This is a genomic window from Nocardioides lijunqiniae (assembly GCF_015024225.1).
Lineage (GTDB): Bacteria > Actinomycetota > Actinomycetes > Propionibacteriales > Nocardioidaceae > Nocardioides > Nocardioides lijunqiniae.
In genome coordinates this window covers 37512-62657 of sequence record NZ_JACJGM010000001.1, presented here as the reverse complement: position 1 = coordinate 62657, position 25146 = coordinate 37512, and the positions used below count along the sequence as shown (strand labels likewise).

Below are 25146 nucleotides of genomic sequence, written 5' to 3'. Positions count from 1 at the left end.
GCTCGGCCCGGTTCCTGTGCACGGCGCCTGCGCGGGAGGGCCCCTGTGGACGGAGGGTGGTCGCTCATCGCGTGACCTCCCCCAGCAGACCGGCCACCAGCGGCACGATCCCGATCAGCAGGAACGCCGGCAGCAGGCAGAGCCCCAGCGGCAGGGCGGCCTTGACCCCGACGGCCCGGGCGCGGTCCTCGACGGCCCCGCGCATCTCGGTCGCCAGCTCGTCGGAGAGCCGCTCGACGGCGACGACGACCGAGGCACCGGTGTCGTGGGAGCGGGCCAGGACGCGCCCGAGCGGCGCCAGGCCGGGCTGGCGGGCGACCTCGGCCCACACCGCGGACGGGTCGGCGCCGAGGTCGAGGTGGGCGACGGCCCGCAGCAGCCGCTCCGTGGCGGGGCCGGGCAGCGCCCGGCAGACCAGGCGCGTGGCCTCCACGGACGTGGCGCCCGCGCGCAGGGCCGCCGCGAGCAGTGTGACCACGTGCGGCAGCTCGCGCGCGATGCGCTCGCGACGTCGGCGTACGACGCTCGGCTCGCTGCGCCCGAGCACCACCCAGGCCACCACCGCCGCGACCGGACCGACGACAGCGCCGGCGCTCCCGCCGACGAACAGCGCGACCCCGGCGCCGGCGAGCATCACCAGGACGGGGCGCCAGCGGCGCGACACGTCCTCCTGCACCGGCTCGGGGACGCCGTCGCCCGCGGGCGCCGGAAGGCGACGCCGGGGTGGGAGCAGCAGCGCGACCGCCAGGGCGGCGGCCACGGCCGCGACCCAGCTCATGCGCTGCGCTCCACGTCGCGCGCGATCGCCTCGATCCACCAGAGCCCGGCGAAGCCCAGCGCCAGGCCGGCGGCGAGGCACGCGAGGCCCAGGGGGTGCCCCAGGAGGAAACCCCACGGGTCACCGCCCGCGCCCGACCCCATGGCCAGGGCGACCAGCGGCAACGCGGCGACGAGGCGCGCCGTGGCGCGGGCCGAGGCCAGCTCGCCGTCGACGGTGCGACGGGTGGCCTGGGCCGCACGCAGCCCGCGTGCCACCCGGTCGACGGCGTCGGCCAGCCCGGCGCCGGTGCGGTGGGTCAGCTGCCACGCCGCGGCGACCAGGCGCAGGTCGTCGGCTCCGGGGAGGCGCGCGAGCTCGCGCCAGGCCCCGGGGACGTCGGAGCCGATCCGGTGCGCCTCGGCCACGGGTGCCACCACCGGCCACTCCTCCGCCGCCCGCACCAGCACCGCGCCCGGCGGCTGTCCGGCGCCGAGGTCGGAGGAGAGGTGCTCGCAGAGCTCCAGCACCCGGCGCGACGTGGCCCGCGCCAGCATCCGGCGCCGGCGGGCGCGGAGCAGCACGGTGGCGGCGACTCCCACGGCGACGGCGAGCCCGACCAGCACCAGCGCCGACGGCGGCAGCACCGCGACCGCCGCGGCGACGACTCCACCCACCGACCACCACCGAGGCGGCCGCCCCCGCGGCTCCCCACCTGACCCCTCCGCCGGACGAGCGCTCCCGGACGGCAGCACGAGCAGCACCGCCAGGACCGCCGCGACGACGGCGACCCAGGCGGCGGGCTCGGTCATGCGGCACGGGCCACGAGCACCTCGGCCAGCCGCTCCCACGCCGGCCCGGCCCGCGCGGAGCCGGTCGCATCGACGGCGACGGCGGTCTCCATCGTCACCAGCCCGTCGGCGCCGCGGAGCGGCACCGCCACCTCGGCCAGGCGCCGCGCCCCGTCACGACCCCGCGCCAGGTGGAGCACGACGTCGACGGCCGACGCCAGCTGGCTGTGGGTGGCCGCCCGGCCGAGCCCGGCCGCCAGCGCGAGCGCCTCCACGCGGGCCGGCACGTCGGCCGCGGAGTTGGCGTGCAGGGTGCCGCAGCCGCCCTCGTGGCCGGTGTTGAGGGCGGCGAGCAGGTCGACGACCTCCGCGCCACGCACCTCTCCCACCACGAGGCGGTCCGGTCGCATGCGCAGCGCCTGCCGCACCAGCGTGCGGACGTCGACCCGCCCCGACCCCTCGACGTTGGCGGGCCGCGCCTCGAGCCCGACCACGTGGGGGTGCTCGGGCCGCAGCTCGGAGGAGTCCTCGACCACCACCAGCCGCTCCTGGGGCGCCACCGCCGCGAGCAGGGCGGCCAGCAGCGTGGTCTTGCCCGTCCCGGTGCCGCCGCTGACCAGGAAGGCCAGCCGCGACTCCACGACCGCCCGCACCAGCGCCTCGGACCGCTCGTTGAGGAAGCCGGCCGCGAGCAGCTCGGCCAGCGTGAAGCCCCGCCGTCGCGGCACGCGCAGGGAGATCAGGGTGCCGGGTCGCGCGAGGGGCGAGAGCACCGCGTGGAAGCGGGTCCCGTCGGCCAGGCGCAGGTCGACGAACGGCGCCGCGTCGTCGAGGCGGCGACCGCCCGCGCCGGCGAGCCGTTGCGCCAGCCGGCGTACGGCGTCCTCGTCGGCCAGGCGTACGTCGGTCTCCTCGAGGCCCCGGCCGCGGTCGAGGTAGACCGGGCCCGCCCCGTTGACGAGCACGTCGGTGACGTCCGGCAGCCGCAGCAGGGGCTCGAGCGGCCCCGCCCCGACCACGTCGCGACGCAGCGTCTCGTAGACCTCCAGGACCGTGGCGTCGCCGACGGGCCGCCCCGCCGTGCGCAGCGCCTCGGCCACCCGGTGCGGCGTGAGGTCGCCGGGGTCGCGGGCGAGTCGGTCGCGCACCAGGCCGACGGCGACGGGGTCGGCGCTCATGCCGCGCGGCCCATCACCGCGACCCGGTCGAGCACGCCGGCCGCCGCCCGCCCGAGCTGCCCGCGTCGTGAGCGCACCGGGCCCAGCCCGAGGTCGATCGCCTCGGCGAGCCCGCGCTGGTCGGACATCTCGGCCAGCACCGGCACCCCGGTCGCCTTGGCGACGTCGCGGGGAGCGAGCCCGTGGCCGCGCACCACCAGCCGCAGCTGCGGGCCGCGGCCGAGCTGCGTCGCGAGCCGGGCCGCGGAGGCGACGCCGGCGACGGTGGGCTGCACCACCAGCAGGACCAGGTCGCAGCGGGCCACGACCTCCTCGAGCACGGGCGGCGCCGCGCGCGGCAGGTCGACCACCACCACGTCGTGGCCGCGCCGCGCGGCGGACAGCGCCTCGCGCACGGCGAAGGCCTGCAGCGACCCGGCCGTGCCGGCGTACCAGGACAGCACTCCCAGCGAGCCGCGCTTGGGCAGCGCCTCGCGCAGCGCCCGGCCGCTCAGCCGGCCCGTCGTCTGGCACAGCGCGTCCCACCGGAAGCCGTCGTGGGACTCCAGCCCGAGCACCCGGTCGACGCCCGGACCGAGCGGGTCGCAGTCGATGACCACCGCGTGGCCGCGGTGGGCGGCGACCTGGCCGAGCGCACAGGCGAACGTGGTCGCCCCGGCTCCCCCCGAGCCCCCGACGACCCCCACCACGAGGCTGCGCGCGGGCGCCTGGTCCCCGAGGTCGGTCAGGGTCTCGGTGAGCCAGGTGTCGGAGCGGGGCAGCTCGGTGACGCTCTCGGCGCCCAGCGCCAGCGCCGTGCGGAACAGCTCGTGCGGCACCTGCCCCCAGCTGACGACGTGGACCCCGGGGCGCCGGGTCGGCCCGAGCAGCGACGTCTCCTCCGCCGCGTCGGCCCCCACCAGCACCAGCGGCGCCGCGGTCCAGGAGCGAAGGGCGGCGCCGGCGTCGCTGGCCACCTCGGGGGTGATCCCCGCGGCCGCCGCGAGGCGCAGCAGCTCGTCGAGGAGGGTCTCGTCTCGGGTCACGAAGAGCGGTGAGGTCATGGCGCCAGCGTCCCCGCGCCGACCGACGGCGTCGCCTTCGCAAGGCGCCGCCTGTGGAGGAACCGGGCGGCGACCCACGCCTGTGCATCCCTCGTGGCCTGTGCCCGCCGCCTACGATGAGCCCATGGCGCAGACCGCGGCCTTCTTCGACCTCGACAAGACGATCATCGCCAAGTCGAGCACGTTCGCCTTCTCGAAGCCGTTCCAGGCCGGGGGGCTGATCTCGCGACGCGCCGTGCTGCGCTCGACGTACGCTCAGTTCGTCTACATGGTCGGGGGCGCCGACCACGACCAGATGGAGCGGATGCGGCAGTTCATGTCGCAGCTGTGCGCCGGCTGGGACGTCGCCACGGTGCGCGAGATCGTCGCCGAGACGCTGCACCACATCGTCGACCCCCTGGTCTACGACGAGGCCGTGTCGCTGATGGAGGAGCACCGCGCGGCGGGCCGCGACATCGTCATCGTCTCGGCCTCCGGCAGCGAGCTCGTGGAGCCGATCGGCGAGATGCTCGGCGCCGACCGGGTCGTCGCCTCGCAGCTGGAGATCGTCGACGGCCGCTACAGCGGCGAGATCAGCTACTACGCCTACGCCGGCGAGAAGGCCGTCGCGATGCGCCGGCTGGCCGACGAGGTCGGCTACGACCTGTCGGAGAGCTACGCCTACAGCGACTCGGTGACCGACGTCCCGATGCTCGAGGCGGTGGGGCATCCCTACGCCGTCAACCCCGACCGCGAGCTGCGCAGGATCGCGCAGTCGAACCAGTGGCCGGTCCTGGTCTTCACCCGGCCGGTCACCCTGCGCAGCCGGCTGCGGCTGCCGCCCGCGAAGCCCACGCTGGCGGTCCTCGCGCTGGGCGGCGCGGTCACCGCGGGCGGGCTGTGGTGGGCGACCGCCCGCCGCCGCCGCCTCGACGCCTGACGCTCACCGCCACGGCGGCGCGCCCGACCCTCACAAGACGGAACGTTCCACCTGCCGCGCCCGCGCGCTCGCGCCTAGCGTCGGCCCATGACGTCCGCCCAGCCGCCCGAGCCCGGCCCCCTCGTCGCGGCACCCGTGCGGCGACCCACCGTCGCCCTGCGCGTCGCCGTCACCCACGGCGACACCACCCGCCGCGTCGACATCGAGCTGGCCGGCACGCAGTCGGTGGCGGTGGAGGACGGGGTGTCCACGACGTTCCCGACCGACCGTCTCTGGCCCACCATCCGCGACCTGCTGCCGCCCGTCGGGCACCTGCAGGACGAGCCTCAGGGCCGGCCCGCTCCCGAGCCGCGCCAGCCGGGTCCCGGCTTCGTCGAGGCCTGCGAGGCCTCGGTCGTGATCGCCACCGTCGTCGGGGAGGGCGACCGCCTCGGCAGCGTCGTCGTGCGCAGCTGGCTGGCCACCGCCGACGAGCTGTGGTCCGTCGAGCAGCACGGTGACGGCAGCACCACGCTGCGCCCGCAGGCACCGGGAGCCGTCGCGGACCTGGTGATCTGGGACGTCACCGGCGCCATGGAGGCGCTCGTGCGGTCGCTGGAGGACGCGTCATGAGCGTGGTCACTCACGGGATGGACACCGCCGCCGGGCTGGCGGCGAGCGGGCACCTCGAGACCGGGGCCCAGGAAATCAAGGAGCTGGCGACCCGTCTCGACGCGCTCCTCTACGCGTTCGACTGGACCGGCTCCGACGCCGACCGCACCCGCGACTCCTGGCAGGGCGTCGAGCGACCGAGCCTCGACACCGCCGCCCAGCACCTCACCGGCCTCGCCCTGCTGATCCGCCAGGAGGCCGAGGCGCAGGACGCCACGTCCGACTCCGGGTCCGGCGGCGCCGCCTCCTCGGCCGGCGGCACGCCGGTGACCCTCGAGCAGACCCGGCAGGGCGGGATCGGCGCCTGGCTGGGCCAGCACCTCGGCGCCTTCTTCTCCGGGATCGGTCGCACCCTCGACCACGCCGGCGGCCTTGTCGGCAAGATCGGCGACGTCCTGACCGGCAAGGAGGACTGGTCGGTCGCGGAGATCGCCGCGAGCGCCCTGGCCACGGCCGGCGCCGGCGTCGGCAGCGTCGTCAACCTGGTCACCGGCGAGGACGAGCGGTGGTTCGGCGAGGGCCGCGGCCTGGCCGGCTCCCCCGTCGACGCCCCCACGGACCCGACCGCCGCCGGGCCGTTCCAGCCGGCCGTCACCCGGCCCACCGACCTGCCCTCGCTGATGCAGGGGGTGGCCGACGGCTACACCGTCGGCATGGCGCCCGGCAGCGACGGCGACGTGCGGATCACCAAGGTCGACAACGGCACCGGGACGCCGGCGTACATCGTCGCGATCCCGGGCACCGAGAGCTGGTCGCCCGCGGCGGGCGGGCAGCCGCGCGACCTCTCGGCCAACCTCGGCCTGGTCGCCGGCAATCCGACGGCGGCCGCGGAGTCGGTGCGCCTGGCCATGGACAACGCCGGCATCCCGGCCGGCTCGCCGGTGATGTTCGTCGGGCACAGCCAGGGCGGCATCATCGCCGGGCAGCTGGCCTCCGACCCCGGCATCGTCGAGCGCTACGGCGTCACGCACGTGCTGACGTACGGCGCCCCCATCGACCACATGCAGCTCGCCCCCGGCGTGCAGGCCCTGCAGATCCAGCACGGCAACGACTGGGTGCCGCGCCTGGACCTCGGCGGCGTCTCGACCTCGGGCGAGTTCCCGACGCCCGCGAGCACCGTCACCCTGGACAGCCCCAGCCACGTCTTCGACCCGGCCACCAACCACTCCTACCAGGAGTACATCAGCTCGGTGCGCGAGCAGATGGCCGCCGGCGGCGCGAACGCGGCTACCCTCCAGCAGTACCAGTCCGCGCTCGCGCCGTTCCTCGTCGGTCCCGGCGGCTCGGCGACGGCCGTGGACGTTCCGGTGAGCCGAGGGGACTGACGCCATGGGTCTGCTGTCGCGAGTCTTCGGCAGCCGCCCCGACGAGTCGTCCGTGACCCACGCGGTGGGCGACGCCGTGACGCAGCTGCCCGGCGTGTCCGGGCACTCGCTGACCTACCAGCACCAGCAGTACGGCGGCGGCGCCCTGCACGGCGTGGTCGACGTGGACGACTCACCCACGTTCCTGACCGTGCTCCGCACGGCCGTCTCGACCCTCGCCGACCTGCTGGGCGACGACGTCGACCGGGTGACGTTCTACCTCTCCGGCCGTACGCCGGACGGCGAGCCGGTGGTGCCCGGCGACCTCGGCACCAGCCAGCCGCCCCTGGGTCGCGAGCTGCGGACCCGCCTCGCCCCCTGAGCGAATGTCAACCCTTGCACCCGTCGCGGCAGGGGCGTAGAACTGGGAGCAGACAACTCAAGAGCAGCACGCGAGCCCGGTACCCACGCGGCGATCTCCCTTCTTTGAGGGCGCTGTCTTCGGGATCTTCCCGCAGCAGCAATTAGACGATGCACGCTTGGTAGCCATGTGCTCACGTGTCAGCGGTGGCGTTCGAGTCCTCGAGACTCGGGCGCCACCTGCATGCTCGCTCGGCGCTGCCGCCGGGGTGACGTTTCCCCAAGGTATGCAGCCGAAGCGTCACTTCCCGGGCGCTGCAGACCGAGGGACGTGCACCTTCCCCTGCATACCTTGGGGAAACTGCGCCCCGTCAGTCCGCGGCACGCCGCAGCGGGCTCGCCTCGGCGCCGGCGGCGAACGCCTCGGCGGCGTAGAGCACCCAGGCGTGCATGCCGGCCGCGCCGCCCTCGGCGTAGCCGACGAGGTTGGACTCGTACGCCGCCCGCAGCGCCAGGTGCCCGGCCTCGGGCACGACGAGCGACTTCTCGTCGACGCCGCGCGCGACGATGACCAGGCGCTCCGCGGCGCGGGCGACCACGCCGTTGTGGGAGGCGAACGGCGCCGCCGTGACGAGCTCGCCGTGGATCAGCGCGGCCACCAGCAGGGCGGGCGCGTCGGTCGGACGGGTCAGCAGGGCACCGATGTCGCGCAGCCGCGCAGCCGACTCGGCGTCGCGCGGGCGCCCGCGCTGGTCGTCGGGCAGCGAGCCGGACGAGACCACCGCGTGCAGCCGGGCGAAGGCCTGCGCGGGGCTGCGACCCAGCAGCGGTGCCAGCCCGAGGAGCTCGGTCGACATCCGCAGGACGTCCTGCGCCGTCTCGTCGCCCGCGCCCTCGCGCACCTGGGCGAGCGTCGAGGTCGAGCCCTCGAGCACCGCGCTGGCGTGCGCGCCGCGCAGGAGCGACTCGGCGGTCGTCTCCGGCGAGGTGCGCCGCAGCCCGCGGTCGCGCAGCATCACGTCGATGCCGTCGCGCACGGCGGCGTACGCCGAGGGGACGCCTTCGAGAGACACCAGCCACGCAAGGGGATCGGAAGCCACGTCCGAAGGCTATCCGCGGGTAGCCTCGACCCCGATGACCGACCACCTGCCTCCCGCCCGCTCCTTCGGGAGCGTCGCCGACGCCTACGACCGCGGCCGCCCCACCTACCCCCGGGACGCGGTGGCCTGGTTGACCGCCGACCAGCCGCTCACCGTGCTGGAGCTGGCGGCCGGCACGGGCAAGCTCACCGAGCAGCTGGTCGCCCTGGGCCACGACGTCCACGCCACCGAGCCCGACGCCGCGATGCTCGACGTGCTGCAGCGCCGGCTGCCCGATGTCCGCGCCTCGCTCACCGGCGCCGAGGACGTTCCGGCCTCCGACTCCTCCTACGACGTCGTCGTGGTGGCGCAGGCCTTCCACTGGTTCGACCACGAGCGCGCGCTGCCGGAGATCGCGCGCGTCCTCAAGCCCGGCGGTCACCTCGCGATCGTGCGCAACGACCGCGACGAGCGCATCCCCTGGGTGCGCAAGCTCGGCCGCATCATCGGCTCCGCCGGCCACGACGTCGACACCGCGAAGGTGCTCGAGCGCTCCCGCCACTTCCGGTCGGCAGAGGAGCAGGCGTTCAAGCACTGGCAGAACGTCGACCGCGAGTCGATCCTGGACCTCGTGCGCTCGCGATCCGACGTCATCGCCATGGACGACGAGGCGCGCGCCGCGCGGCTGGCCGACGTCCTGGCGCTCTACGACGACTACGGCCGCGGCATGGACGGCATGCAGCTGCCCTACGTCACCCGCTGCTTCCGCGCCACGGTCGTGGACCGGCCCGAGCCCGACCCGCTGACGATCGAGCGCAGCTCCGGGCGCGAGGACCGGGTCGAGGACCGCGACCCCGCCGACGGTCCGGTGCCGCCGCCCACCGACGACGACAGCGGCATGCTCCTCATCGACTTCCGCTGAGCCATGAGGGCCTGGCGGCGGACCCATCTCGGCACCGAGGCCGACCGCGCGACGTTCCGCACGCTGCACCGCGCCTCGCTGGCCGCGCCCGCGCTGCGTGAGGGTCTGACCACCGACTCGGCGGAACGCTCCATCCGGCACCTGCGCTCGCTGCTCGGCACCCCCGCGCTGGCGCTCACCGACACCGCGGCCGCCCTGGCCTGGGACGGCACCGGCCAGCACCACACCGAGCAGGCGGCCACCCTGGTCGCGGCCACTCTCGACCGCGGCGCGACGCGGGTCTTCGACCGCTCCGACCTGGGGTGCGAGGAGACCGGCTGCCCCGTGCGTACGGCGGTCGTCAGCCCGCTGGTCGTCGAGGAGCGCATCGTCGGCACCCTGCAGGCCTTCGCGCCGTACCCCACCGCGGGGCTGGCCCGCGCCGCCGACGAGGTCGCCCAGTGGGTCTCGGGGCAGCTGGAGCTGGCCGAGCTCGACGCGTCGCGCACCCGCGCCATCGAGGCCGAGGTGCGCGCCCTGCGTGCGCAGATCAGCCCGCACTTCATCTACAACTCGCTGGGGGCCATCGCCAGCTTCGTGCGCACCGACCCCGACCGTGCCCGCGACCTGCTGATGGAGTTCGCCGACTTCACCCGCTACTCCTTCCGCAGCCACGGCGACTTCACGACGCTGGCCGAGGAGCTGCGCTCGGTAGAGCGCTACCTGCTGCTCGAGCAGGCCCGCTTCGGGGAGCGGCTCCAGGTGACGCTGAGCATCGCGCCCGAGGTGCTGCCGGTCGCCGTACCCTTCCTGTGCATCCAGCCCCTCGTCGAGAACGCCGTCCGCCACGGGCTCGCCAACGTCGAGGGCGCCGGGCACGTGCGCATCGGGGCGCTGGACCGCGGGCAGGAGTGCGTGATCGAGGTGGAGGACGACGGTGTCGGCGAGGACCCCGACAAGGTACGGCGCGCGCTCGCGGGCGACACCGCGCTCGACTCGGTCGGGCTGGGCAACGTCGACAGCCGGCTGCGCAACACCTACGGCGACGACTACGGCCTGGTCGTCGAGACCGCTCCCGGCGCCGGCACCAAGGTGATCGTGCGGGTACCGAAGTTCGCCCCCGGGGTGCAGGTGTGACGCCCCCGCTGCTGCGGGTGCTGGTCGTCGACGACGAGCGGCCGGCCCTCGACGAGCTGGCCTACCTGCTCTCGCGCGACGAGCGGGTCGGCGAGGTCCTCACCTGCGACTCCGCGGCCGAGGGTCTGCGCACGCTGCAGCAGACCGACGTCGACTGCGTGTTCCTCGACATCCAGATGCCGGGCCTGACCGGCCTCGACCTCGCCCAGGTCCTCTCCCGCTTCCGCAGCCCGCCGCAGGTCGTGTTCGTCACCGCCCACGAGGCGCACGCCGTCGACGCCTTCGAGCTCCGCGCGGTCGACTACGTGCTCAAGCCGGTGCGCGCCGACCGCCTGGCCGAGGCCGTACGGCGTGTGGTCGCCGGCGGCGAGCGTTCGCCGGGCACCGGTCAGGACGCTCAGATCCCTGTGGAACGTGGTGGTGTCACACGCTTCGTGGACCGGGCCGACGTCACCCACGTCGAGGCCCAGGGCGACTACGCGCGGCTCCACACCGCCGGCGGCTCCCACCTGATCCGCACACCCCTGTCGACGCTCGAGGAGGAGTGGCGCACGGCGGGCTTCGTGCGCATCCACCGCTCGCTGCTGGTCGCGCTGGCCCACGTGCGCGAGGTGCGCATGGACGCCGGGCGCTGCTCGGTCGTCGTCGGCGGGCCGCCGGGCCCCGACGGCGGCGTCCAGCTCGGGGTCAGCCGCCGGCACACGCGCGAGCTGCGCGACCTGCTGCTGCGCCGCGGGGAGTCGTGAGCGAGGGGCGGCCCGAGCGGGTCCGGGTGACGGGACCGCCGCGGCGCGGCACGCCCCGCGCCCGTACCGGCGACATCGACGACGAGACCCGGCTCGGCCGGGTCTACCTCGGCTCCCTCCTGCGCGAGCAGCTGCGCCTGGCCCTGCGCACGATCGCGCTGCTGGTCGTCACGGTCGGCAGCCTGCCGCTCGCCTTCCACCTGCTGCCGCGGCTGTCCGCCGTCCACGTGGGGCCGCTGCCGCTGGCCTGGCTGCTGCTGGGCGCGCTGGTCTACCCGCTGCTGGTGCTGCTCGGCTGGTCCTACGTGCGACGCGCGGAGCGCAACGAGCGCGACTTCGCCGACCTGATGAGCGAGGCCGACGGATGAGCCCCCGGTGAGCCCCCTCATGGGCGCCCCGTGAGCACCCGGTGAGCACCCGGTGAGCACCGAGAGCGTCACCGGCCTGGTCGCGGTGGTGCTGGTGACCGTCGCGACGCTGCTGATCGGCACGTGGGGGCTGAGGTTCTCGCGCACGACGAGCGACTTCTTCGTCGCGTCGCGCTCGGTGCGGCCGGCGCTCAACGCGTCGGCGATCGGCGGGGAGTACCTCTCGGCGGCGTCGTTCCTCGGCGTCGCCGGTCTGGTGCTGACGTTCGGCGCCGACATGCTGTGGTACCCGATCGGCTGGACCGCGGGCTACCTCCTGCTGCTGGTGCTCGTCGCCGCGCCCCTGCGCCGCAGCGGCGCCTACACGCTCCCGGACTTCGCCGAGGCCCGGCTCGGCTCGCGGCAGGTGCGCACGCTGTGCTCGGTCATGGTGGTGGCGATCGGCTGGCTCTACCTGCTGCCGCAGTTCCACGGTGCGGGCCTCACGCTCCGGGCCGCGATCGGCGCGCCCATCTGGCTGGGGCCGGTGATCGTCGGGTTGGTGGTGCTCGCCAACGTCACCTCCGGCGGGATGCGCAGCATCACGTTCGTGCAGGCGTTCCAGTACTGGCTCAAGCTCACCGCGCTGCTCCTGCCCGCCGCCGTGCTGCTCGTCGTCTGGGCCGGCGAGGGCTCCCCGGGGAGCCGGATGCCGGCCGACGCGGACTGGTCGGTCCCGCTCGCGAGCGGCGGCACCGAGGGCCTGTACCTCACCTACTCGCTGATCGTCGCGACGTTCCTCGGCACGATGGGCCTGCCGCACGTGGTCGTGCGGTTCTACACCAACCCCGACGGCCGCGCCGCCCGCCGTACGACGCTGGTGGTGCTGGCGCTGCTCGGCGTCTTCTACCTGCTGCCGCCGGTCTACGGCGCGCTCGGGCGGATCTACGCCACCGAGCTGGCCGCCAGCGGCCGCTCCGACGTGCTGGTGCTCGAGCTGCCCCGGCTGATGGTGCCGGGGGTGGGCGGCGAGCTGCTGGCCGGGCTGGTGACGGCCGGCGCCTTCGCGGCGTTCCTGTCCACGTCGTCGGGCCTGGTGATCGCGGTGGCCGGGGTGCTGAGCCAGGACCTGACCCCACGGCTGCTGCGCGCGCGGCGGCTGTCCGGCGTGGCGGCGTTCCGGGTCGGGGCGGTGATCGCGGTGGCCGTGCCGCTGGCGGTGGCCCTCGCGCTGCCGAGCGTCGGCGTCGCCCGGGCGGTGGGGCTGGCGTTCGCGGTGGCGGCCTCGACGTTCTGCCCGCTGCTGCTGCTCGGGATCTGGTGGCGCGGCCTCACCGACGTCGGCGCGGTCGCGGGCCTCCTGGCCGGAGGGCTGGGCTCGGGGGCCGGCGTGCTGTGGACGCTCGTCGACGGCTCCTCCGACGGCTGGCCCGGGGTGCTGCTGGAGCAGCCGGCGGCCTGGAGCGTGCCGCTGGCGTTCATCACGATGGTCCTGGTCTCGCGCGCCACGTCGTCGCGGGTGCCCGTGCACGCGCGCCGCTTCATGGTGCGGCTGCACACACCTGAGGCGCTCGACCTGGACCGGGGCTAGGGGGCAGGTTTTTCAGCATCTGCTGAAAAGCCTGCTGTTTCGGGCCGAATTCTGGCCCAGAACCTGACATTTACCAGCAGATGCTGAAATCCCTGCTGCCTACGCCGACCGCCGTACGGCGTCGAGGGCGAGCGTCCGCTGCGCGATCAGGTCGGCGACGAGCGGGTCGGGGCCGATGACGTCGGCGACGCACACCGCGCCGGCCTCGAGCGACTCCGCGCGGGCGCGGTCGGCGAAGTAGCCGGGCGAGAGCAGGTACGGCGACACCACGTCGCCGGGCCGCACCACCTCGGCCGGCCGGCGGCCCAGCGCGGACAGCGTCGCGACCTCCACCGGGCCGCCCCACAGCCGGCCCAGCAGCTCGGCGGCGCGGGTCAGGTCACGCGTGGCCAACGGGTCGGAGGACCCGGCGGCCACCAGCACCAGCCGCCCCGACCCCACCGATGCTCCCGCTGACACCAGCCGCGCCAGCTGCACCTCGGCGATCCTCTGGTGCGGCCCGAGCGGGCGCCCGAGCACGAGCGGCCCGCCGGCGGCCTCGGCCATCCGCGGCAGGTCCTGACGGACGTGGAAGCCGGTCGACAGCAGCAGCGGCACGACCACGGTGGGCTCGGCGGAGGCCGCGACGACCGTCTCGAAGAGGGGGTCGGACAGCTCGACGTAGGAGCACACCGCCTCGACGCCCAACCGCTCGCCGGCCGCGGCGGTCAGCTCGCGCGCGACCTGGTTGCCGGAGGCCTTGCGGGTGCCGTGCGCGACGGTCACGAGCCTCATGACGGCCTCACGACGGGCTCACGTCGCCACCGCGAGCCGGTAGCCGCGCTTGACGACGGTCTGCACGATCTTGGTCCCGACCGCCGCGCGCAGCCGCGCGACCGCCATCTCGACGGCGTGCTCGGACCCGGCGATCCCCGACGGGAGCGCGGCCAAGAGCTCGCGGCGCGACACCACGTGGCCGGGGTTGACCAGCAGCGCCTGGAGCACCGCGAACGGCGCCGCAGACAGCCGCACCTCGACGCCGTCCACGAGCACCTCGTCGCCGTGGAGCAGCAGCGTGTGGCCGGCCACCTCGAACGACGACCCGGCGGTGCGCGAGGGCAGCTCGGTCTCCAGCTGCTTGACCATCGCGGCCAGCCGGGAGCGGTCGGGGTAGATCGTCGGCACGCCCCACATCTCGAAGGCCGCCGCGGTGACCGGCCCGACGCAGGAGGCGATGACGTCGGCCTGGAAGGCGCCCACCACCTCCTCGCGGCGACCCGTCGAGCCGGCGGCCTCCATCAGGGCCGCGACGGCCGGGGCGGAGGTGAAGGTGACGGCGTGGACGGTGCGGTCGGCGATCTCGTCGACCAGGTGGAACATCGGGCCGGGGTCCTCGGCGCTCGCCACCCGGTAGACGGTGACGGTGGTGACGTCGGCGCCGCGCCGGCGCAGCGCGTGGGCGACCATCGACAGCGACTGCCCGTGCTCCTGCACGACGATCCGCCGGCCGGACAGGTCGCGCCCGCGCAGGTGCTCGAGGACGTCCTCGAACTCCTCGGACTCCGGCGCCCACAGCTCGCGCAGGCCGCGGCGCCGCAGCGCGCCGACGCTCTTGGGGCCGCGCGCCAGGATCTCGGCGCGACCGAGCGCGGCGAGCAGCTCGTCGAGCATCCCCCAGGCCTCGGCCGCCGCGAACCAGCCCTTCATGCCGATCCCGGTCGTCGCGAGGAACACGTCGACCGGCTTGGCCAGCACCTCCTCCGTCGCGGCGCGCAGCGAGGCGTCGTCGACCTGGTTGGGCTCGGTGGAGAGCGCCGGGGCCCACACGCAGGTGGCACCGCGACGCTCGAAGAGCTGGATCTGCTCGTCGACCTTGCGCGCGGCGGTGACCCCGATCCGGTAGCCGGTCAGGGGCAGCGTCGCGCCGACCGTCGGGTCGGTCCCGTCCACTAGCTCGATGTGCCACCTCCCGTCCGCCCGCCTACCAGCACCGTGCCGTCCTCGCCCAGGCGGACGTCGTACGTCGGCACCCGCACCGCCGCGTCGTCGAGGCACTGCCCGGTGCTGAGGTCGAACGCCTGCTTGTGCATCGGCGACGCCACGAAGGTGACCTCGTCACCCCCGACGGTACGTGTCCCGACGATCCCACGAGCCAGCACCGACGCCCGTGAGAAGGGATCGTAGTTGGCCAGCGCGAACAGCCGGTCGTCGTAGGTCCGGAAGACCGCCACCGCCTCGCCGGCGACCAGCGCCAGCACGCCGCCCTCGCGCTGGATGTCGTCGAGGCGGCACACCCTCGTGTACGTCGTCGCCGGGGCCGTCGTCACGACGTCACCGCGGGCGCGCCGACTCCGATGGTGGCGCCGAGGACCACCGGCCCGTCGGAGTCGCCCGGCGCGGGCTGGCCCCGCTCCTCGCGGAAGGTGATGTGCGGGTCGGGGACGTCCGGCGCGTTGACGAAGGAGACGAACCGCGCGAGCTTGTCGGGGTCGTCCAGCGTGGCCCGCCACTCGTCGAAGTAGCCGTCGACGTGGGCGTCGATCGCCGCCTCCAGCTCGCTGCCGAGCCCCAGCGAGTCCTCCACCACGACCGCCCGGACCCGCTCGATGCCGCCGTCGAGCGACGCCATCCAGGGCGCGGTGCGCTGGAGCCGGTCGGCGGTGCGGATGTAGTACATGAGGTATCGGTCGAGGTAGCGCACGAGCGTCTCGGTGTCGAGGTCGCCGGCGAGCAGCACCGCGTGCACCGGCGTCGCGCCGCCGTTGCCGCCGACGTAGAGGTTCCACCCCTTCTCGGTGGCGATCACTCCGAAGTCCTTGGCCCGCGCCTCGGCACACTCGCGGGCGCAGCCGCTGACCCCGCCCTTGATCTTGTGCGGCGAGCGCAGGCCCCGGTAGCGGTTCTCGAGCATGATCGCCAGGGAGGTCGAGTCCTGGACGCCGTAGCGGCACCAGGTCGAGCCGACGCAGGACTTCACCGTGCGCAGCGACTTGCCGTAGGCGTGACCCGACTCGAAGCCGGCGTCGACCAGGCGTCGCCAGATGGCCGGCAGCTCCTCCATGCGGGCGCCCATCAGGTCGATCCGCTGGCCCCCGGTGATCTTGGTGTAGAGCCCGAAGTCGCGCGCGACCTCACCGAGCACGATCAGCCCCTCGGGCGTCACCTCCCCGCCGGCGATCCGCGGCATCACGGAGTAGGTGCCGTTGCGCTGGATGTTGGCGAGGTAGGCGTCGTTGGTGTCCTGCAGCGTGCCGTGCCCGGTCTCGAGGACGTGCCCGTTGAGCTGGCTGGCCAGGATCGAGGCGACGGTCGGCTTGCAGACGTCGCAGCCGCGGCCCGTCCCGTGGCCCCCGACGACCTCGTCGAAGGTGCGGTAGCCGTGCACCGCCACGACGTCGAAGAGCTCCTGGCGGGTCAACGAGAAGTGCTCGCACAGGCTGCGGTCGACGACCTTCCCGACGGCGGCGAAGTGGTCCTCCACGATCTTCTTGACCGTCGGCTTGCAGGAGCCGCAGGTGCTCCCCGCTCCGGAGCACCTGGTGACGCAGGTGGCGTCGGCGCAGGGCTCGTCCTCGCGCGCCACGTGGTCGAGGATCGTGGCCTTGGTGACGTTGTTGCAGGAGCACACGACCGCCTCGTCGGGCAGGCCGATCTCCGGCACGCCGCGGCTCGCCGGGAGGATCAGGTCCTCGGGGTTGGCGGGCAGCTCCAAGCCGCTGGCGACCATCGGCCGCAGCACGCCGTACGCCGACGCGTCGCCGACCAGGACGCCGCCGATGAGCACGGTGCCGTCCCCCGCCTCGTTCTCCAGCACCACGAGCTTCTTGTAGTGCCCGGCGACGGCGTCGGAGAAGACGAGCTCCAGGGCGCCCTCGGTGACGGCGTGGGCGTCGCCGAAGGACGCCACGTCGACGCCCAGGAGCTTGAGCTTGGTGGACATGTCGGCGCCGGTGAAGGCGCCGGGGCCGCCGAGCAGGGCGTCGACGACGACCTCGGCCATGGCGTAGCCCGGCGCCACGAGCCCGTACATCCGGCCGCCCGGCGCCGCGCACTCGCCGATGGCCCAGACGTGCGGGTCGGAGGTGCGGCACCGCTCGTCGACGAGGACTCCGCCGCGCTCGGCGAGGTCGAGGCCGGCGTCGCGGGCCAGCGCGTCGCGCGGCCGGATGCCGGCGGAGAACACCACGACCTGCGCCTCGATCGGCTCGGCGTCCCGGAGCTGGAGGCCGGTGACCCGGTCCTCGCCCAGGACGCCCTCGGTCATGGCGCCCGTGTGCACGGTGAGCCCGAGCTTCTCGACGTGGCGGGCGAGGGTGGCCCCGCCGGCGGCGTCGACCTGCACCGCCATCAGCCGCGGCGCCATCTCCACGACGTGGGTCTCCAGCCCGAGCTGGGCCAGGGCGTTGGCCGCCTCCAGGCCGAGCAGCCCCCCGCCGATGACGGCGCCGACCGTGGCCGTCGCGGCGGCGTCGCGGATCGCCTCGAGGTCCTCGATCGTGCGGTAGACGAAGCAGCCGGGCAGGTCGCGGCCCGGCACCGACGGCACGAACGGCGTCGCGCCGGTGGCCAGCACCAGCTCGTCGTAGACGAGCACCTCGCCGGTGCCGAGGAGCACCGTCCGCGTCTCGGGGTCGACGGCGTCGACGGAGGTCCCGAGGACGAGCCGCACCCGCGGGTCGTCGTACGCGCCGCCCGGGAGCAGCGAGAGCTCGTCGGCGCCGACCTCGAAGAACGAGGTGAGCGCCACCCGGTCGTACGCCGCCCGCGACTCCTCGCCGACGACGACCACGTCGTAGGTCTCGGTGAGCCCGCGCTCGATCGCGGCCTGGACGAAGCGGTGGCCGACCATGCCGTGGCCGGCGACGACGAGCGTCTTCCTGTGGTGCGGTGACATCGGTTCTCCCTCAGGTGGTGCCGGACAGGGCGGGTCGGGTGGCGAGCAGCTCGCGTACGGCGGACGCGCAGCCGCCGCAGCCGGTGGTGGCGCGGGTGGTCTCGCGGACCTCGTCGAGCGAGGCGCAGGCACGGATCCGGCCGGCGCTCACGCCGGCGCAGGCGCAGATCTCGGCGTCCGCGGCCAGGCGCGCGGGCGGCGCGGTGCGGTCGCCCATCAGCAGCTGGCCGGGCTCGGCGCCGGCGAGGCGGGTGCCGCGGTCGAAGTACTGGGTGATCAGGCCGATCCGGCTCAGGTCGCCCACGAGCGTGGCGGCGACGATGACGCCGTCGCGGACGACCAGCTTGCGGTGCGACCCGACCACGGGGTTGGTGACCTCGACGACCTCGCCGCCGTCAGCCGCGGCGCGCTCCGGGTCGCCGAGCACCGCGACGTCCAGGCCGGTGGCGCGGAGCCGGGCGACGGTGCGGCTGCCGGTGTGGACGGCGCCGCCGCCGGTGAGCCGGTCGGCCAGGATCGCCGCCTGCTCCCAGGCCGGGGCGACGAAGCCGGTGGTGCGGCCGGCGTGCTCCGCGCAGTCGCCGATCGCGTGGACGTCGGGATCGGTCACCGAGGCGAGGTGCTCGTCGACGACGATCCCGCGCCGCACCTCGAGCCCGGCGCCGCGGGCCAGCGCCGTCGAGGGCCGCCCGCCGGCGGTGAGGACGACGAGGTCGGTCTCCAGCGTGTAGCCGTTGTCGAGCCGGAGCCCGACGGTGCCGATGGTGCCGCCGGTGGCGTCGGCGCCGTCGGTGTCACCGGAGAGGTCGGAGAGCCGGACCGCCCGGGCGCCGGTGTAGACGGTGGTGCCCAGCCGCCGCAGGTCGCGCGCCAGCACCCGCCCGGCCGCGCCCCCGACCTGACTGCGGAGCAGGTGCTCGCCGCCCTCCACGATCTCGGTGGCGAGCCCCCGCACGCTCAGCGCTCGGGCGACCTGGAGGCCGAGCAGGCCGCCGCCCACCATGACCGCGCGCGTATGCGTCGCCCCTGCGGTTTGGTCACAGACCGCAGGTTTTTGCCCGGAAGGTCTGCGGTTGGTGACCAAACCGCACGGGTCAGTGACCCCGAGCGAGGTCAGCGCGCCCATCAGGCGGGTGCAGTCGTCGAGCGAGCGGAAGGCGTGGACGCGCTCGTGGAGGCGGCCGTCGAGGCGCACCAGCCCCCGGATCGGCGGCAGCGAGGGGATGCTGCCGGTGGCGAGCACCAGCCGGTCGTAGGGCACGACCGTGCCGTCCGCGAGCATCACGTCGCGGCGCTCCCGGTCGACGCCCAGGACCCGCGCGCCCAGGCGCAGGTCGACCCCGTGCGCGGCGTACCACTCCGGCTCGCGCAGCGTCAGCGCGGCGACCGGGTGGGTGCCCTCGAGCACCGCGGACAGCAGGATGCGGTTGTACGGCGCGTGCGGCTCGTCGCCCAGCACGACCACGCCCTCGCCGGCACCCCGCGCGACCAGCTCCTCGACCAGCCGCGTGGCCGCCATGCCGCTGCCGACGACGACAATCCGGCGCGCGGCGCTCACGTGCGCACCGCCGCGGCACAGACCTTGAACTCCGGCATCCGGCTCGACGGGTCGAGCGCGTCGTTGGTCAGCCGGTTGGCGCCCACCCAGTGGAACGGCACGAAGACGGTGTCGGGGCGGATCGTGGAGACGACGCGGGCGGGGGCCTTGAGCTCGCCGCGCCGGGTGACGACGACGACGAGGTCGCCGTCGTGGGCGCCGATGCGGTCGGCCAGCATCGGGTGCAGCTCCACGAACGGGCCGTCGTCGGGCAGGACGCGGATCCGGCGGGTCTGGGCGCCGGACTGGTACTGCGCCAGCACCCGCCCGGTCGTCAGGTGCACCGGGTAGTCGTCGCAGGGCACCTCGGCCGGGCCGCGGTGCTCGACGGACACGCACCGCGCGCGTCCGTCCGGCGTCACGAACGACTCGGCGAAGAGCCGCGGCGTGCCCGGGTGCCCGGCGCTCGGGCAGGGCCAGAAGACGCCGTGCTCCTCGCGGATCCGGTCGTAGGTGATGCCTGCGTAGTCGGCGCGGCCGCCGGCGGACGCACGGCCCAGCTCGCTGAAGACCTCCTCGGCGTCGGTCGAGAAGGCGACCGGCGACCCCAGCCGCGACGCCAGCCCGGCCATGACCTCGAGGTCGCTCCACACCCCGTCCGGCGGCGCGACGGCGCGCTCGCGCAGGACCACGCGTCCCTCGAGGTTCGTCATGGTGCCGGTCTCCTCGGCCCACTGCGTCACCGGCAGCACGACGTCGGCCATCGCGGCGGTCTCCGACATCACGAGGTCGGCGACGACGAGCAGGTCCAGCGCCTCGAGCCGCCGCGTCACGTGCGTGGCGTTCGGCGCCGAGACCACGATGTTGCTGCCGAAGACCAGCAGGGCACGGGCCCCGTCGTCGGTGCCGAGCGAGTCGAGCAGCTCGTACGCCGACCGGCCGGCGCCGGGCAGCGAGTCGGCGGGCACCCCCCAGACCCGGGCGACGTGCTCGCGCGCGGCGGGGTCGTCGATCATCCGGTAGCCGGGCAGCTGGTCGGCCTTCTGGCCGTGCTCGCGACCGCCCTGGCCGTTGCCCTGCCCGGTCAGGCAGCCGTAGCCGGCCGACTCGCGTCCCGGCATCCCCAGCGCGAGCGCGAGGTTGATCCAGGCGAGCACGGTGTCGGTGCCCTGCGCGTGCTGCTCGGCCCCCCGCGCGGTCAGCACCGTCACCTTCGCGGCGCCCACCAGCAGGTCGGCCAGCGCGCGCAGCTCGGAGGCCGGCACCCCGGTCACGCGCTCGACCCGCTCGGGCCACCACGCGGCGACCGTGCGTCGTACGACGTCGAAGCCGGTGGTGCGCGCGGCGACGTACTCCTCGTCGACGCCGCCCCTCGCGACGACGAGGTGCAGCAGCCCCAGCGCGAGCGCCAGGTCCGTGCCCGGGACCGGCTGCAGGAAGGTGTCCGCCCGCTGGGCCGTGGCCGTCCGTCGCGGGTCGACGACGACCACGCGACCGCCGCGCTCGCGGAGCCGGTCGAGGTGCCGCGCCGCCGGCGGCATCGTCTCGGCGAGGTTGGAGCCGACCAGGACCAGGACGTCGCTCCCCTCCACGTCGGCCAGCGGGAACGGCAGGCCGCGGTCGATGCCGAACGCCTGGTTGGCCGCGGATGCCGCCGACGACATGCACCAGCGGCCGTTGTAGTCGATCTGCGAGGTGCCCAGGGCGACCCGGGCGAGCTTGCCGAGCTGGTAGGCCTTCTCGTTGGTGAGCCCACCGCCGCCGAAGACGGCCACGGAGTCCGGCCCGTGCTGCCCCCGCAGGGCGGTGAGCCGCGCGGCCACCAGGTCGAGCGCCTCGTCCCACGACGCCGCCCGCAGCTCGCCGGACGCGCGGTCGCGCACCAGGGGGGACGTCAGCCGCTCACGGCTCCCCCGCAGCCCGGCGGCGGTCCAGCCCTTGCGGCACAGCGCGCCCTCGTTGACCGGGAACTCCGGCCAGGCCTGCACCTCCAGGGCGGCGCGGCCGCGACGCTCGAGCCGCATGCCGCACTGCAGGCTGCAGTAGGGACAGTGGGTGTGGGTCATCGAGGCTCAGATGCCGACGCCGGCGAGGCTGGTCGCCTTCGCGGTCGCGGGACGACGCAGGTAGACGAGCCAGGTGACCGCGGCGCAGACGACGTAGAACGCGGTGAAGACCACGAACGCGCCCCTGGTCGCCGACATCGGGTCCTCGACCCACGGCGAGCTGAAGGCGATGGGGATCAGGAACCCGCCGATCGCCCCGACGGCGCCGATCACGCCGATCCCGGCCGAGGCCTGCTTGGTGGCGGCCAGCAGCGCGGCGCTGCGCTCCGGCGTGCCCGGCGCGGTCGCGCGCTCGGCCTGGATGCGCCAGATCGACGGGATCATCTTGTACGTCGAGCCGTTGCCGATGCCGGTCGCGGCGAAGACGCAGAGGAAGAAGCCCAGGAACCACGGGAACCACGACTGGTTGTCGGTCGCGATCGACGGGTCGGCGGTCGGGTTGGGCGTCAGCTGCGTGAGCGTCCACAGGACGGCCAGGGTGAAGACCACCATGCCGGTGAAGGCGCCCAGGGTGACCCGCGCGCCGCCGTACCGGTCGGCCAGCCAGCCGCCCAGCGGCCGGGTCATCGAGCCGACCAGCGCGCCCAGGAACGCGAAGTAGGCGAAGTAGATGCCCGTGCCCAGCGGGGAGGGCTCCGGCACCCAGAAGTTGAGCTTGATCAGCAGCGGCATCGCGGCGGAGTAGCCGATGAACGACCCGAAGGTGCCGATGTAGAGGAACGCCATGATCCAGGTCTGCGGCGTGCGGACCACCTGCAGCTGCTCGCGGGGCTTGGAGGTCGCGGTGCCGAGGTTGTCCATGAACAGGTACGCCGCCAGCGTCGCGGCGACCGCCAGCCCGGCGTACACCCAGGCCGCGCGCTCCAGGTGGACGCCGCCGTCGGAGGCCTTCACGATCCCGAAGATCCCCGCGCCCCCGACGATCACCGGCAGGAACAGCTGGATCAGCGAGACGCCGAGGTTGCCGCCGGCGGCGTTGAGGCCGAGCGCGGCGCCCTTCTGGGCGGAGGGGTAGAAGAAGTTGATGTTGGCCATGGAGCTGGCGAAGTTGCCGCCGCCGAGGCCCGCGCTGGCCGCGATCAGGCAGAACACCCAGAACGGCGTGCCCGGGTGCTGCACGGCGTAGGCGAAGCCGAGCGTCGGGACCAGCAGCAGCGCCGCGCTGACCATCGTCCAGTTGCGCCCGCCGAACTTCGGCACCGCCAGCGTGTAGGGCAGGCGCAGCAGGGAGCCCACCAGGTTGGGCAGCGCCACCAGCACGAACAGCTGCTGGGGGCTGTAGGAGAAGCCGACCGAGAGCAGGAAGGCCGACGAGACCGACCAGATCAGCCACACCGAGAAGCCGAGGTGCTCGGCGAAGATCGACCAGAGCAGGTTGCGGCGGGCGACCTGCCGGCCGGTCGTGGCCCAGAACTCCGGCTCCTCGGGCCGCCAGTCGTCGATCCAGCGGCCGGTACGGCGCGCGAGTGCGGCCGTCTCGGCGTCGTCGGTGGAGGGGGCTGCGGGCGGCGGGTCGGTGGTGAGGGTCATCGTCGCGCTCCTGTGGGGGTTCGGATGCCCCATGAAAGGCAGCGCAGGTTTCGACCGCCCACGAGCGGGCGCAAAGGAGACGTCACGTTGTCCTCACGGCCTCACGTGCCTCACGACCTCACGACAGGACGACAGGACGAGCAGCTCGCCGCCGGTGCCGCTCGTCGTGCGCGAGCGACCGTTCGTCGCAGGGCCGGACCCGCTGACCGCAGCGCCCGTCGCGACGGATGTCGCGGCCCGGCGCGCACTCCTACGGTGACGCTCATCACACCGCGCTCGTCCAGAGCCGCTCGAAAGGGGTCCTCCCGTGGCGTCCGACGTCAACCCGCAGTCCCAACCTGAACGGCATGCCCCGGTCTACGACGAGCTGGCGGCCGCGCCGGAGTTCACCGAGCTCCGCCGGCTCTACCGGGGCTTCGTGTTCCCGGCGACGCTCGCGTTCCTGTCCTGGTACCTGCTCTACATCCTCATGTCGAACTACGCCGGCGGGTTCATGAACCACCAGCTCGTCGGCAACATCAACGTGGCGCTCGTCTTCGGGCTGCTGCAGTTCGTGACGACGTTCCTCCTGGCCTGGCTCTACAGCCGGTTCTCGGAGTCGAAGCTGGACCCGCTGGCCCGCCAGCTCAACGAGCGCTACGAGAAGGGGCTCTGACATGGACGACCAGGTACTGACCACGATCCTGTTCCTGGCCGTGGTCGCCCTGACCATCGGCATCACGTTCTGGGCCAGCCGCCAGACCTCCGGCACGGCCGACTTCTACGCCGGCGGCCGGTCCTTCTCGCCGGTCCAGAACGGCCTGGCGATCGGCGGCGACTACATGTCGGCGGCGTCGTTCCTCGGCATCTCCGGCGCGATCGCGCTGTCCGGCTACGACGGCTTCCTCTACTCCATCGGCTTCCTCGTGGCCTGGCTGGTCGCCCTGCTCCTGGTCGCGGAGATGCTGCGCAACTCCGGTCGCTACACGATGGCCGACCAGCTGGCGTTCCGGATGCGCCAGCGCCCGGTGCGCATGGCGGCGGCCACGTCGACCGTCGTCGTCTCGATCTTCTACCTGCTCGCCCAGATGGTCGGCGCGGGCGCCCTGGTGGCGCTGCTGCTCGGCGTCGACGACCAGGCCGTGAAGAACATCGTGATCCTCGGCGTCGGCGCGCTGATGATCTTCTACGTCACCGTCGGCGGCATGAAGGGCACCACCTGGGTGCAGATCGTCAAGGCCATCCTGCTGATGGCGGGGTCCGCCCTGATCGTGGTGCTGGTGCTGGCGAAGTTCGACTTCAACCTCTCCCAGCTGCTGGGCACCGCGGCCTCCAACTCCGGCTCGGGCCAGGCGTTCCTCGAGCCGGGCCTGAAGTACGGCGCCACGGCGACCAGCAAGATCGACTTCATCAGCCTCGGCATCGCGCTGGTGCTCGGCACGGCCGGCCTGCCGCACATCCTGATCCGCTTCTACACCGTCCCGACGTCGCGTGACGCGCGCAAGTCGGTGCTGTGGGCGATCGGCCTGATCGGCACGTTCTACCTGTTCACGCTGGTGCTCGGCTTCGGTGCCGCGGCCCTCCTGGACATCCCGGCCCTGCGCGAGTCCGGCGAGCTCGACGCCTCCGGCAACCTGGCGGCGCCCCTGCTGGCCGAGGCCGTGGGCGGCGGAGCCGGATCCACCGGCGGCGCCGTGCTGCTGGCGATCATCGCCGCGGTGGCGTTCGCGACGATCCTGGCGGTCGTCGCGGGCCTGACGCTGACCTCGTCGGCCTCGGTGGCCCACGACATCTACAACAGCGTCATCAAGAAGGGCCAGGCCACCGAGGAGCAGGAGATCAAGGTGACCCGCTACGCGGCCGCCGGCATCGGCCTGGTGGCGATCCTGCTGGCGATCCCGGCGCAGAACCTCAACATCGCCTTCCTCGTCGCCCTGGCCTTCGCGGTCGCGGCGTCGGCGAACCTGCCGACGATCATCTACAACATGTTCTGGCGGCGCTTCAACACCCGCGGCGCGCTCTGGAGCATCTACGGCGGCCTGATCTCCTCGATCGGCCTGGTGATCTTCTCGCCGGTCGTCTCGGGCAAGGGCCTGGACCCCTCGGGGAAGAACCTGTCGCTGCTGCCCACCAGCATCGACATCTCGTGGTTCCCCCTGGAGAACCCCGGCATCGTGTCGATCCCGCTCGGCTTCCTGTTCGGCTACCTCGGGACGATCACCTCCAAGGAGCCGACCGCCGAGGACCGCTACACCGAGCTCGAGGTGCGCGCGCTGACCGGCGCCGGCTCGGAGAAGATGATCGTGCACTGACCTCTCCCGCACGATCGTCCGGTGCCGGGCACCCCTGGGGGGCTG

At 74.2% G+C, this 25146-nt stretch carries 23 protein-coding genes; 11 read left to right on the top strand and 12 right to left on the bottom strand.

Features of this window, described 5'->3' with window-relative positions; translation table 11 throughout:
* Window positions 1-64 precede the first annotated feature (64 nt).
* Genes IRQ30_RS00325 through ssd form a run of 4 tightly spaced genes read right to left on the bottom strand, consistent with a single transcriptional unit; the run spans window position 65 to window position 3769 of the window.
* Window positions 65-778: a type II secretion system F family protein gene (locus tag IRQ30_RS00325; protein WP_193611099.1), complete on the bottom strand. Its 714-nt coding sequence runs from the start codon at window positions 776-778 to the stop codon at window positions 65-67.
* Window positions 775-1569, bottom strand: coding sequence for a type II secretion system F family protein (locus tag IRQ30_RS00320; RefSeq protein WP_193611098.1), 795 nt, complete (start codon window positions 1567-1569; stop codon window positions 775-777). The genes IRQ30_RS00325 and IRQ30_RS00320 overlap by 4 nt, the downstream gene beginning before the upstream one ends.
* Window positions 1566-2726 (bottom strand): TadA family conjugal transfer-associated ATPase, encoded by a 1161-nt coding sequence (locus IRQ30_RS00315; RefSeq protein ID WP_193611097.1) that lies wholly within the window; start codon window positions 2724-2726, stop codon window positions 1566-1568. The genes IRQ30_RS00320 and IRQ30_RS00315 overlap by 4 nt, the downstream gene beginning before the upstream one ends.
* On the bottom strand, window positions 2723-3769 hold the full coding sequence (gene ssd / locus IRQ30_RS00310; protein ID WP_193611096.1) for a septum site-determining protein Ssd: 1047 nt from the start codon (window positions 3767-3769) through the stop codon (window positions 2723-2725). Before ssd ends, IRQ30_RS00315 begins: the two co-directional genes overlap by 4 nt.
* Window positions 3770-3893: 124 nt before the next feature.
* On the opposite strand from ssd, the gene IRQ30_RS00305 reads away from it, so the two are divergent.
* From IRQ30_RS00305 to IRQ30_RS00290, 4 genes are all read left to right on the top strand, one after another.
* Window positions 3894-4688: an HAD family hydrolase gene (locus tag IRQ30_RS00305; protein ID WP_193611095.1), complete on the top strand. Its 795-nt coding sequence runs from the start codon at window positions 3894-3896 to the stop codon at window positions 4686-4688.
* An 87-nt stretch (window positions 4689-4775) separates the two neighbouring features.
* Window positions 4776-5300 carry a hypothetical protein gene (locus IRQ30_RS00300; protein WP_193611094.1) on the top strand — a complete coding sequence of 175 codons (525 nt, stop codon included), beginning with the start codon at window positions 4776-4778 and terminating at the stop codon, window positions 5298-5300.
* Entirely contained in the window at window positions 5297-6664 is a 1368-nt protein-coding gene (locus tag IRQ30_RS00295) for an alpha/beta hydrolase family protein (protein WP_193611093.1), read from the top strand. Before IRQ30_RS00300 ends, IRQ30_RS00295 begins: the two co-directional genes overlap by 4 nt.
* A gap of 4 nt (window positions 6665-6668) precedes the next feature.
* A complete protein-coding gene (locus IRQ30_RS00290; RefSeq protein ID WP_193611092.1) occupies window positions 6669-7025 on the top strand; it encodes a hypothetical protein in 357 nt (118 codons plus the stop codon).
* A gap of 349 nt (window positions 7026-7374) precedes the next feature.
* Here IRQ30_RS00290 and IRQ30_RS00285 read toward each other — a convergent pair whose 3' ends face one another.
* Window positions 7375-8103, bottom strand: a complete 729-nt coding sequence (locus tag IRQ30_RS00285) for a Fic family protein (RefSeq protein ID WP_193611091.1) — start codon at window positions 8101-8103, stop codon at window positions 7375-7377.
* A 34-nt stretch (window positions 8104-8137) separates the two neighbouring features.
* Here IRQ30_RS00285 and IRQ30_RS00280 point away from each other — a divergent pair, with 34 nt between their 5' ends.
* Genes IRQ30_RS00280 through IRQ30_RS00260 form a run of 5 tightly spaced genes read left to right on the top strand, consistent with a single transcriptional unit; the run spans window position 8138 to window position 12804 of the window.
* Window positions 8138-9004, top strand: a complete 867-nt coding sequence (locus IRQ30_RS00280) for a class I SAM-dependent methyltransferase (RefSeq protein ID WP_193611090.1) — start codon at window positions 8138-8140, stop codon at window positions 9002-9004.
* Between the two features lie 3 nt (window positions 9005-9007).
* A complete protein-coding gene (locus tag IRQ30_RS00275) occupies window positions 9008-10120 on the top strand; it encodes a sensor histidine kinase (protein WP_193611089.1) in 1113 nt (370 codons plus the stop codon).
* Entirely contained in the window at window positions 10117-10866 is a 750-nt protein-coding gene (locus IRQ30_RS00270; protein WP_193611088.1) for a response regulator, read from the top strand. The genes IRQ30_RS00275 and IRQ30_RS00270 overlap by 4 nt, the downstream gene beginning before the upstream one ends.
* A 26-nt stretch (window positions 10867-10892) precedes the next feature.
* Window positions 10893-11234: a hypothetical protein gene (locus tag IRQ30_RS00265; RefSeq protein ID WP_227466754.1), complete on the top strand. Its 342-nt coding sequence runs from the start codon at window positions 10893-10895 to the stop codon at window positions 11232-11234.
* A 52-nt stretch (window positions 11235-11286) separates the two neighbouring features.
* A complete protein-coding gene (locus tag IRQ30_RS00260; protein WP_193611086.1) occupies window positions 11287-12804 on the top strand; it encodes a sodium:solute symporter family transporter in 1518 nt (505 codons plus the stop codon).
* A gap of 99 nt (window positions 12805-12903) precedes the next feature.
* Here the strand turns inward: IRQ30_RS00260 and IRQ30_RS00255 are convergent, their stop codons facing one another.
* The 7 genes from IRQ30_RS00255 to IRQ30_RS00225 are packed head-to-tail and all read right to left on the bottom strand — an operon-like array spanning window position 12904 to window position 22810.
* On the bottom strand, window positions 12904-13578 hold the full coding sequence (locus tag IRQ30_RS00255; RefSeq protein ID WP_193611085.1) for a sirohydrochlorin chelatase: 675 nt from the start codon (window positions 13576-13578) through the stop codon (window positions 12904-12906).
* Window positions 13579-13596: 18 nt separating this feature from the next.
* Window positions 13597-14733: a uroporphyrinogen-III synthase gene (locus IRQ30_RS00250; RefSeq protein WP_193611084.1), complete on the bottom strand. Its 1137-nt coding sequence runs from the start codon at window positions 14731-14733 to the stop codon at window positions 13597-13599.
* Entirely contained in the window at window positions 14733-15110 is a 378-nt protein-coding gene (gene nirD / locus IRQ30_RS00245) for a nitrite reductase small subunit NirD (RefSeq protein WP_193611083.1), read from the bottom strand. Before nirD ends, IRQ30_RS00250 begins: the two co-directional genes overlap by 1 nt.
* The gene (gene nirB, locus IRQ30_RS00240; protein WP_193611082.1) at window positions 15107-17677 is read right to left on the bottom strand and encodes a nitrite reductase large subunit NirB; all 2571 of its coding nucleotides are present in this window, start codon (window positions 17675-17677) and stop codon (window positions 15107-15109) included. Before nirB ends, nirD begins: the two co-directional genes overlap by 4 nt.
* A 10-nt stretch (window positions 17678-17687) precedes the next feature.
* Window positions 17688-19235 carry an FAD-dependent oxidoreductase gene (locus tag IRQ30_RS00235; RefSeq protein WP_338089498.1) on the bottom strand — a complete coding sequence of 516 codons (1548 nt, stop codon included), beginning with the start codon at window positions 19233-19235 and terminating at the stop codon, window positions 17688-17690.
* Window positions 19232-21280 carry a molybdopterin oxidoreductase family protein gene (locus tag IRQ30_RS00230; protein ID WP_193611081.1) on the bottom strand — a complete coding sequence of 683 codons (2049 nt, stop codon included), beginning with the start codon at window positions 21278-21280 and terminating at the stop codon, window positions 19232-19234. The genes IRQ30_RS00235 and IRQ30_RS00230 overlap by 4 nt, the downstream gene beginning before the upstream one ends.
* Window positions 21281-21286: 6 nt before the next feature.
* Window positions 21287-22810, bottom strand: coding sequence for an MFS transporter (locus IRQ30_RS00225; RefSeq protein WP_193611080.1), 1524 nt, complete (start codon window positions 22808-22810; stop codon window positions 21287-21289).
* 307 nt (window positions 22811-23117) lie between these two features.
* On the opposite strand from IRQ30_RS00225, the gene IRQ30_RS00220 reads away from it, so the two are divergent.
* Complete coding sequence (locus IRQ30_RS00220; RefSeq protein WP_193611079.1) at window positions 23118-23465, top strand: DUF485 domain-containing protein; 348 nt, start codon at window positions 23118-23120, stop codon at window positions 23463-23465.
* A gap of 1 nt (window position 23466) precedes the next feature.
* Complete coding sequence (locus IRQ30_RS00215; protein ID WP_193611078.1) at window positions 23467-25101, top strand: solute symporter family protein; 1635 nt, start codon at window positions 23467-23469, stop codon at window positions 25099-25101.
* The last annotated feature ends 45 nt before the right edge of the window (window positions 25102-25146 follow it).

Excerpts from the sequence above, each read along its gene's own strand:
- IRQ30_RS00325 (WP_193611099.1), bottom strand. The coding sequence starts at position 778 with ATGAGCTGGGTCGCGGCCGTGGCCGCCGCCCTGGCGGTCGCGCTGCTG.
- IRQ30_RS00320 (WP_193611098.1), bottom strand. The coding sequence starts at position 1,569 with ATGACCGAGCCCGCCGCCTGGGTCGCCGTCGTCGCGGCGGTCCTGGCG.
- IRQ30_RS00315 (WP_193611097.1), bottom strand. The coding sequence starts at position 2,726 with ATGAGCGCCGACCCCGTCGCCGTCGGCCTGGTGCGCGACCGACTCGCC.
- ssd (WP_193611096.1), bottom strand. The coding sequence starts at position 3,769 with ATGACCTCACCGCTCTTCGTGACCCGAGACGAGACCCTCCTCGACGAG.
- IRQ30_RS00305 (WP_193611095.1), top strand. The coding sequence starts at position 3,894 with ATGGCGCAGACCGCGGCCTTCTTCGACCTCGACAAGACGATCATCGCC.
- IRQ30_RS00300 (WP_193611094.1), top strand. The coding sequence starts at position 4,776 with ATGACGTCCGCCCAGCCGCCCGAGCCCGGCCCCCTCGTCGCGGCACCC.
- IRQ30_RS00295 (WP_193611093.1), top strand. The coding sequence starts at position 5,297 with ATGAGCGTGGTCACTCACGGGATGGACACCGCCGCCGGGCTGGCGGCG.
- IRQ30_RS00290 (WP_193611092.1), top strand. The coding sequence starts at position 6,669 with ATGGGTCTGCTGTCGCGAGTCTTCGGCAGCCGCCCCGACGAGTCGTCC.
- IRQ30_RS00280 (WP_193611090.1), top strand. The coding sequence starts at position 8,138 with ATGACCGACCACCTGCCTCCCGCCCGCTCCTTCGGGAGCGTCGCCGAC.
- IRQ30_RS00275 (WP_193611089.1), top strand. The coding sequence starts at position 9,008 with ATGAGGGCCTGGCGGCGGACCCATCTCGGCACCGAGGCCGACCGCGCG.
- IRQ30_RS00255 (WP_193611085.1), bottom strand. The coding sequence starts at position 13,578 with ATGAGGCTCGTGACCGTCGCGCACGGCACCCGCAAGGCCTCCGGCAAC.
- nirB (WP_193611082.1), bottom strand. The coding sequence starts at position 17,677 with ATGTCACCGCACCACAGGAAGACGCTCGTCGTCGCCGGCCACGGCATG.
- IRQ30_RS00230 (WP_193611081.1), bottom strand. The coding sequence starts at position 21,280 with ATGACCCACACCCACTGTCCCTACTGCAGCCTGCAGTGCGGCATGCGG.
- IRQ30_RS00225 (WP_193611080.1), bottom strand. The coding sequence starts at position 22,810 with ATGACCCTCACCACCGACCCGCCGCCCGCAGCCCCCTCCACCGACGAC.
- IRQ30_RS00215 (WP_193611078.1), top strand. The coding sequence starts at position 23,467 with ATGGACGACCAGGTACTGACCACGATCCTGTTCCTGGCCGTGGTCGCC.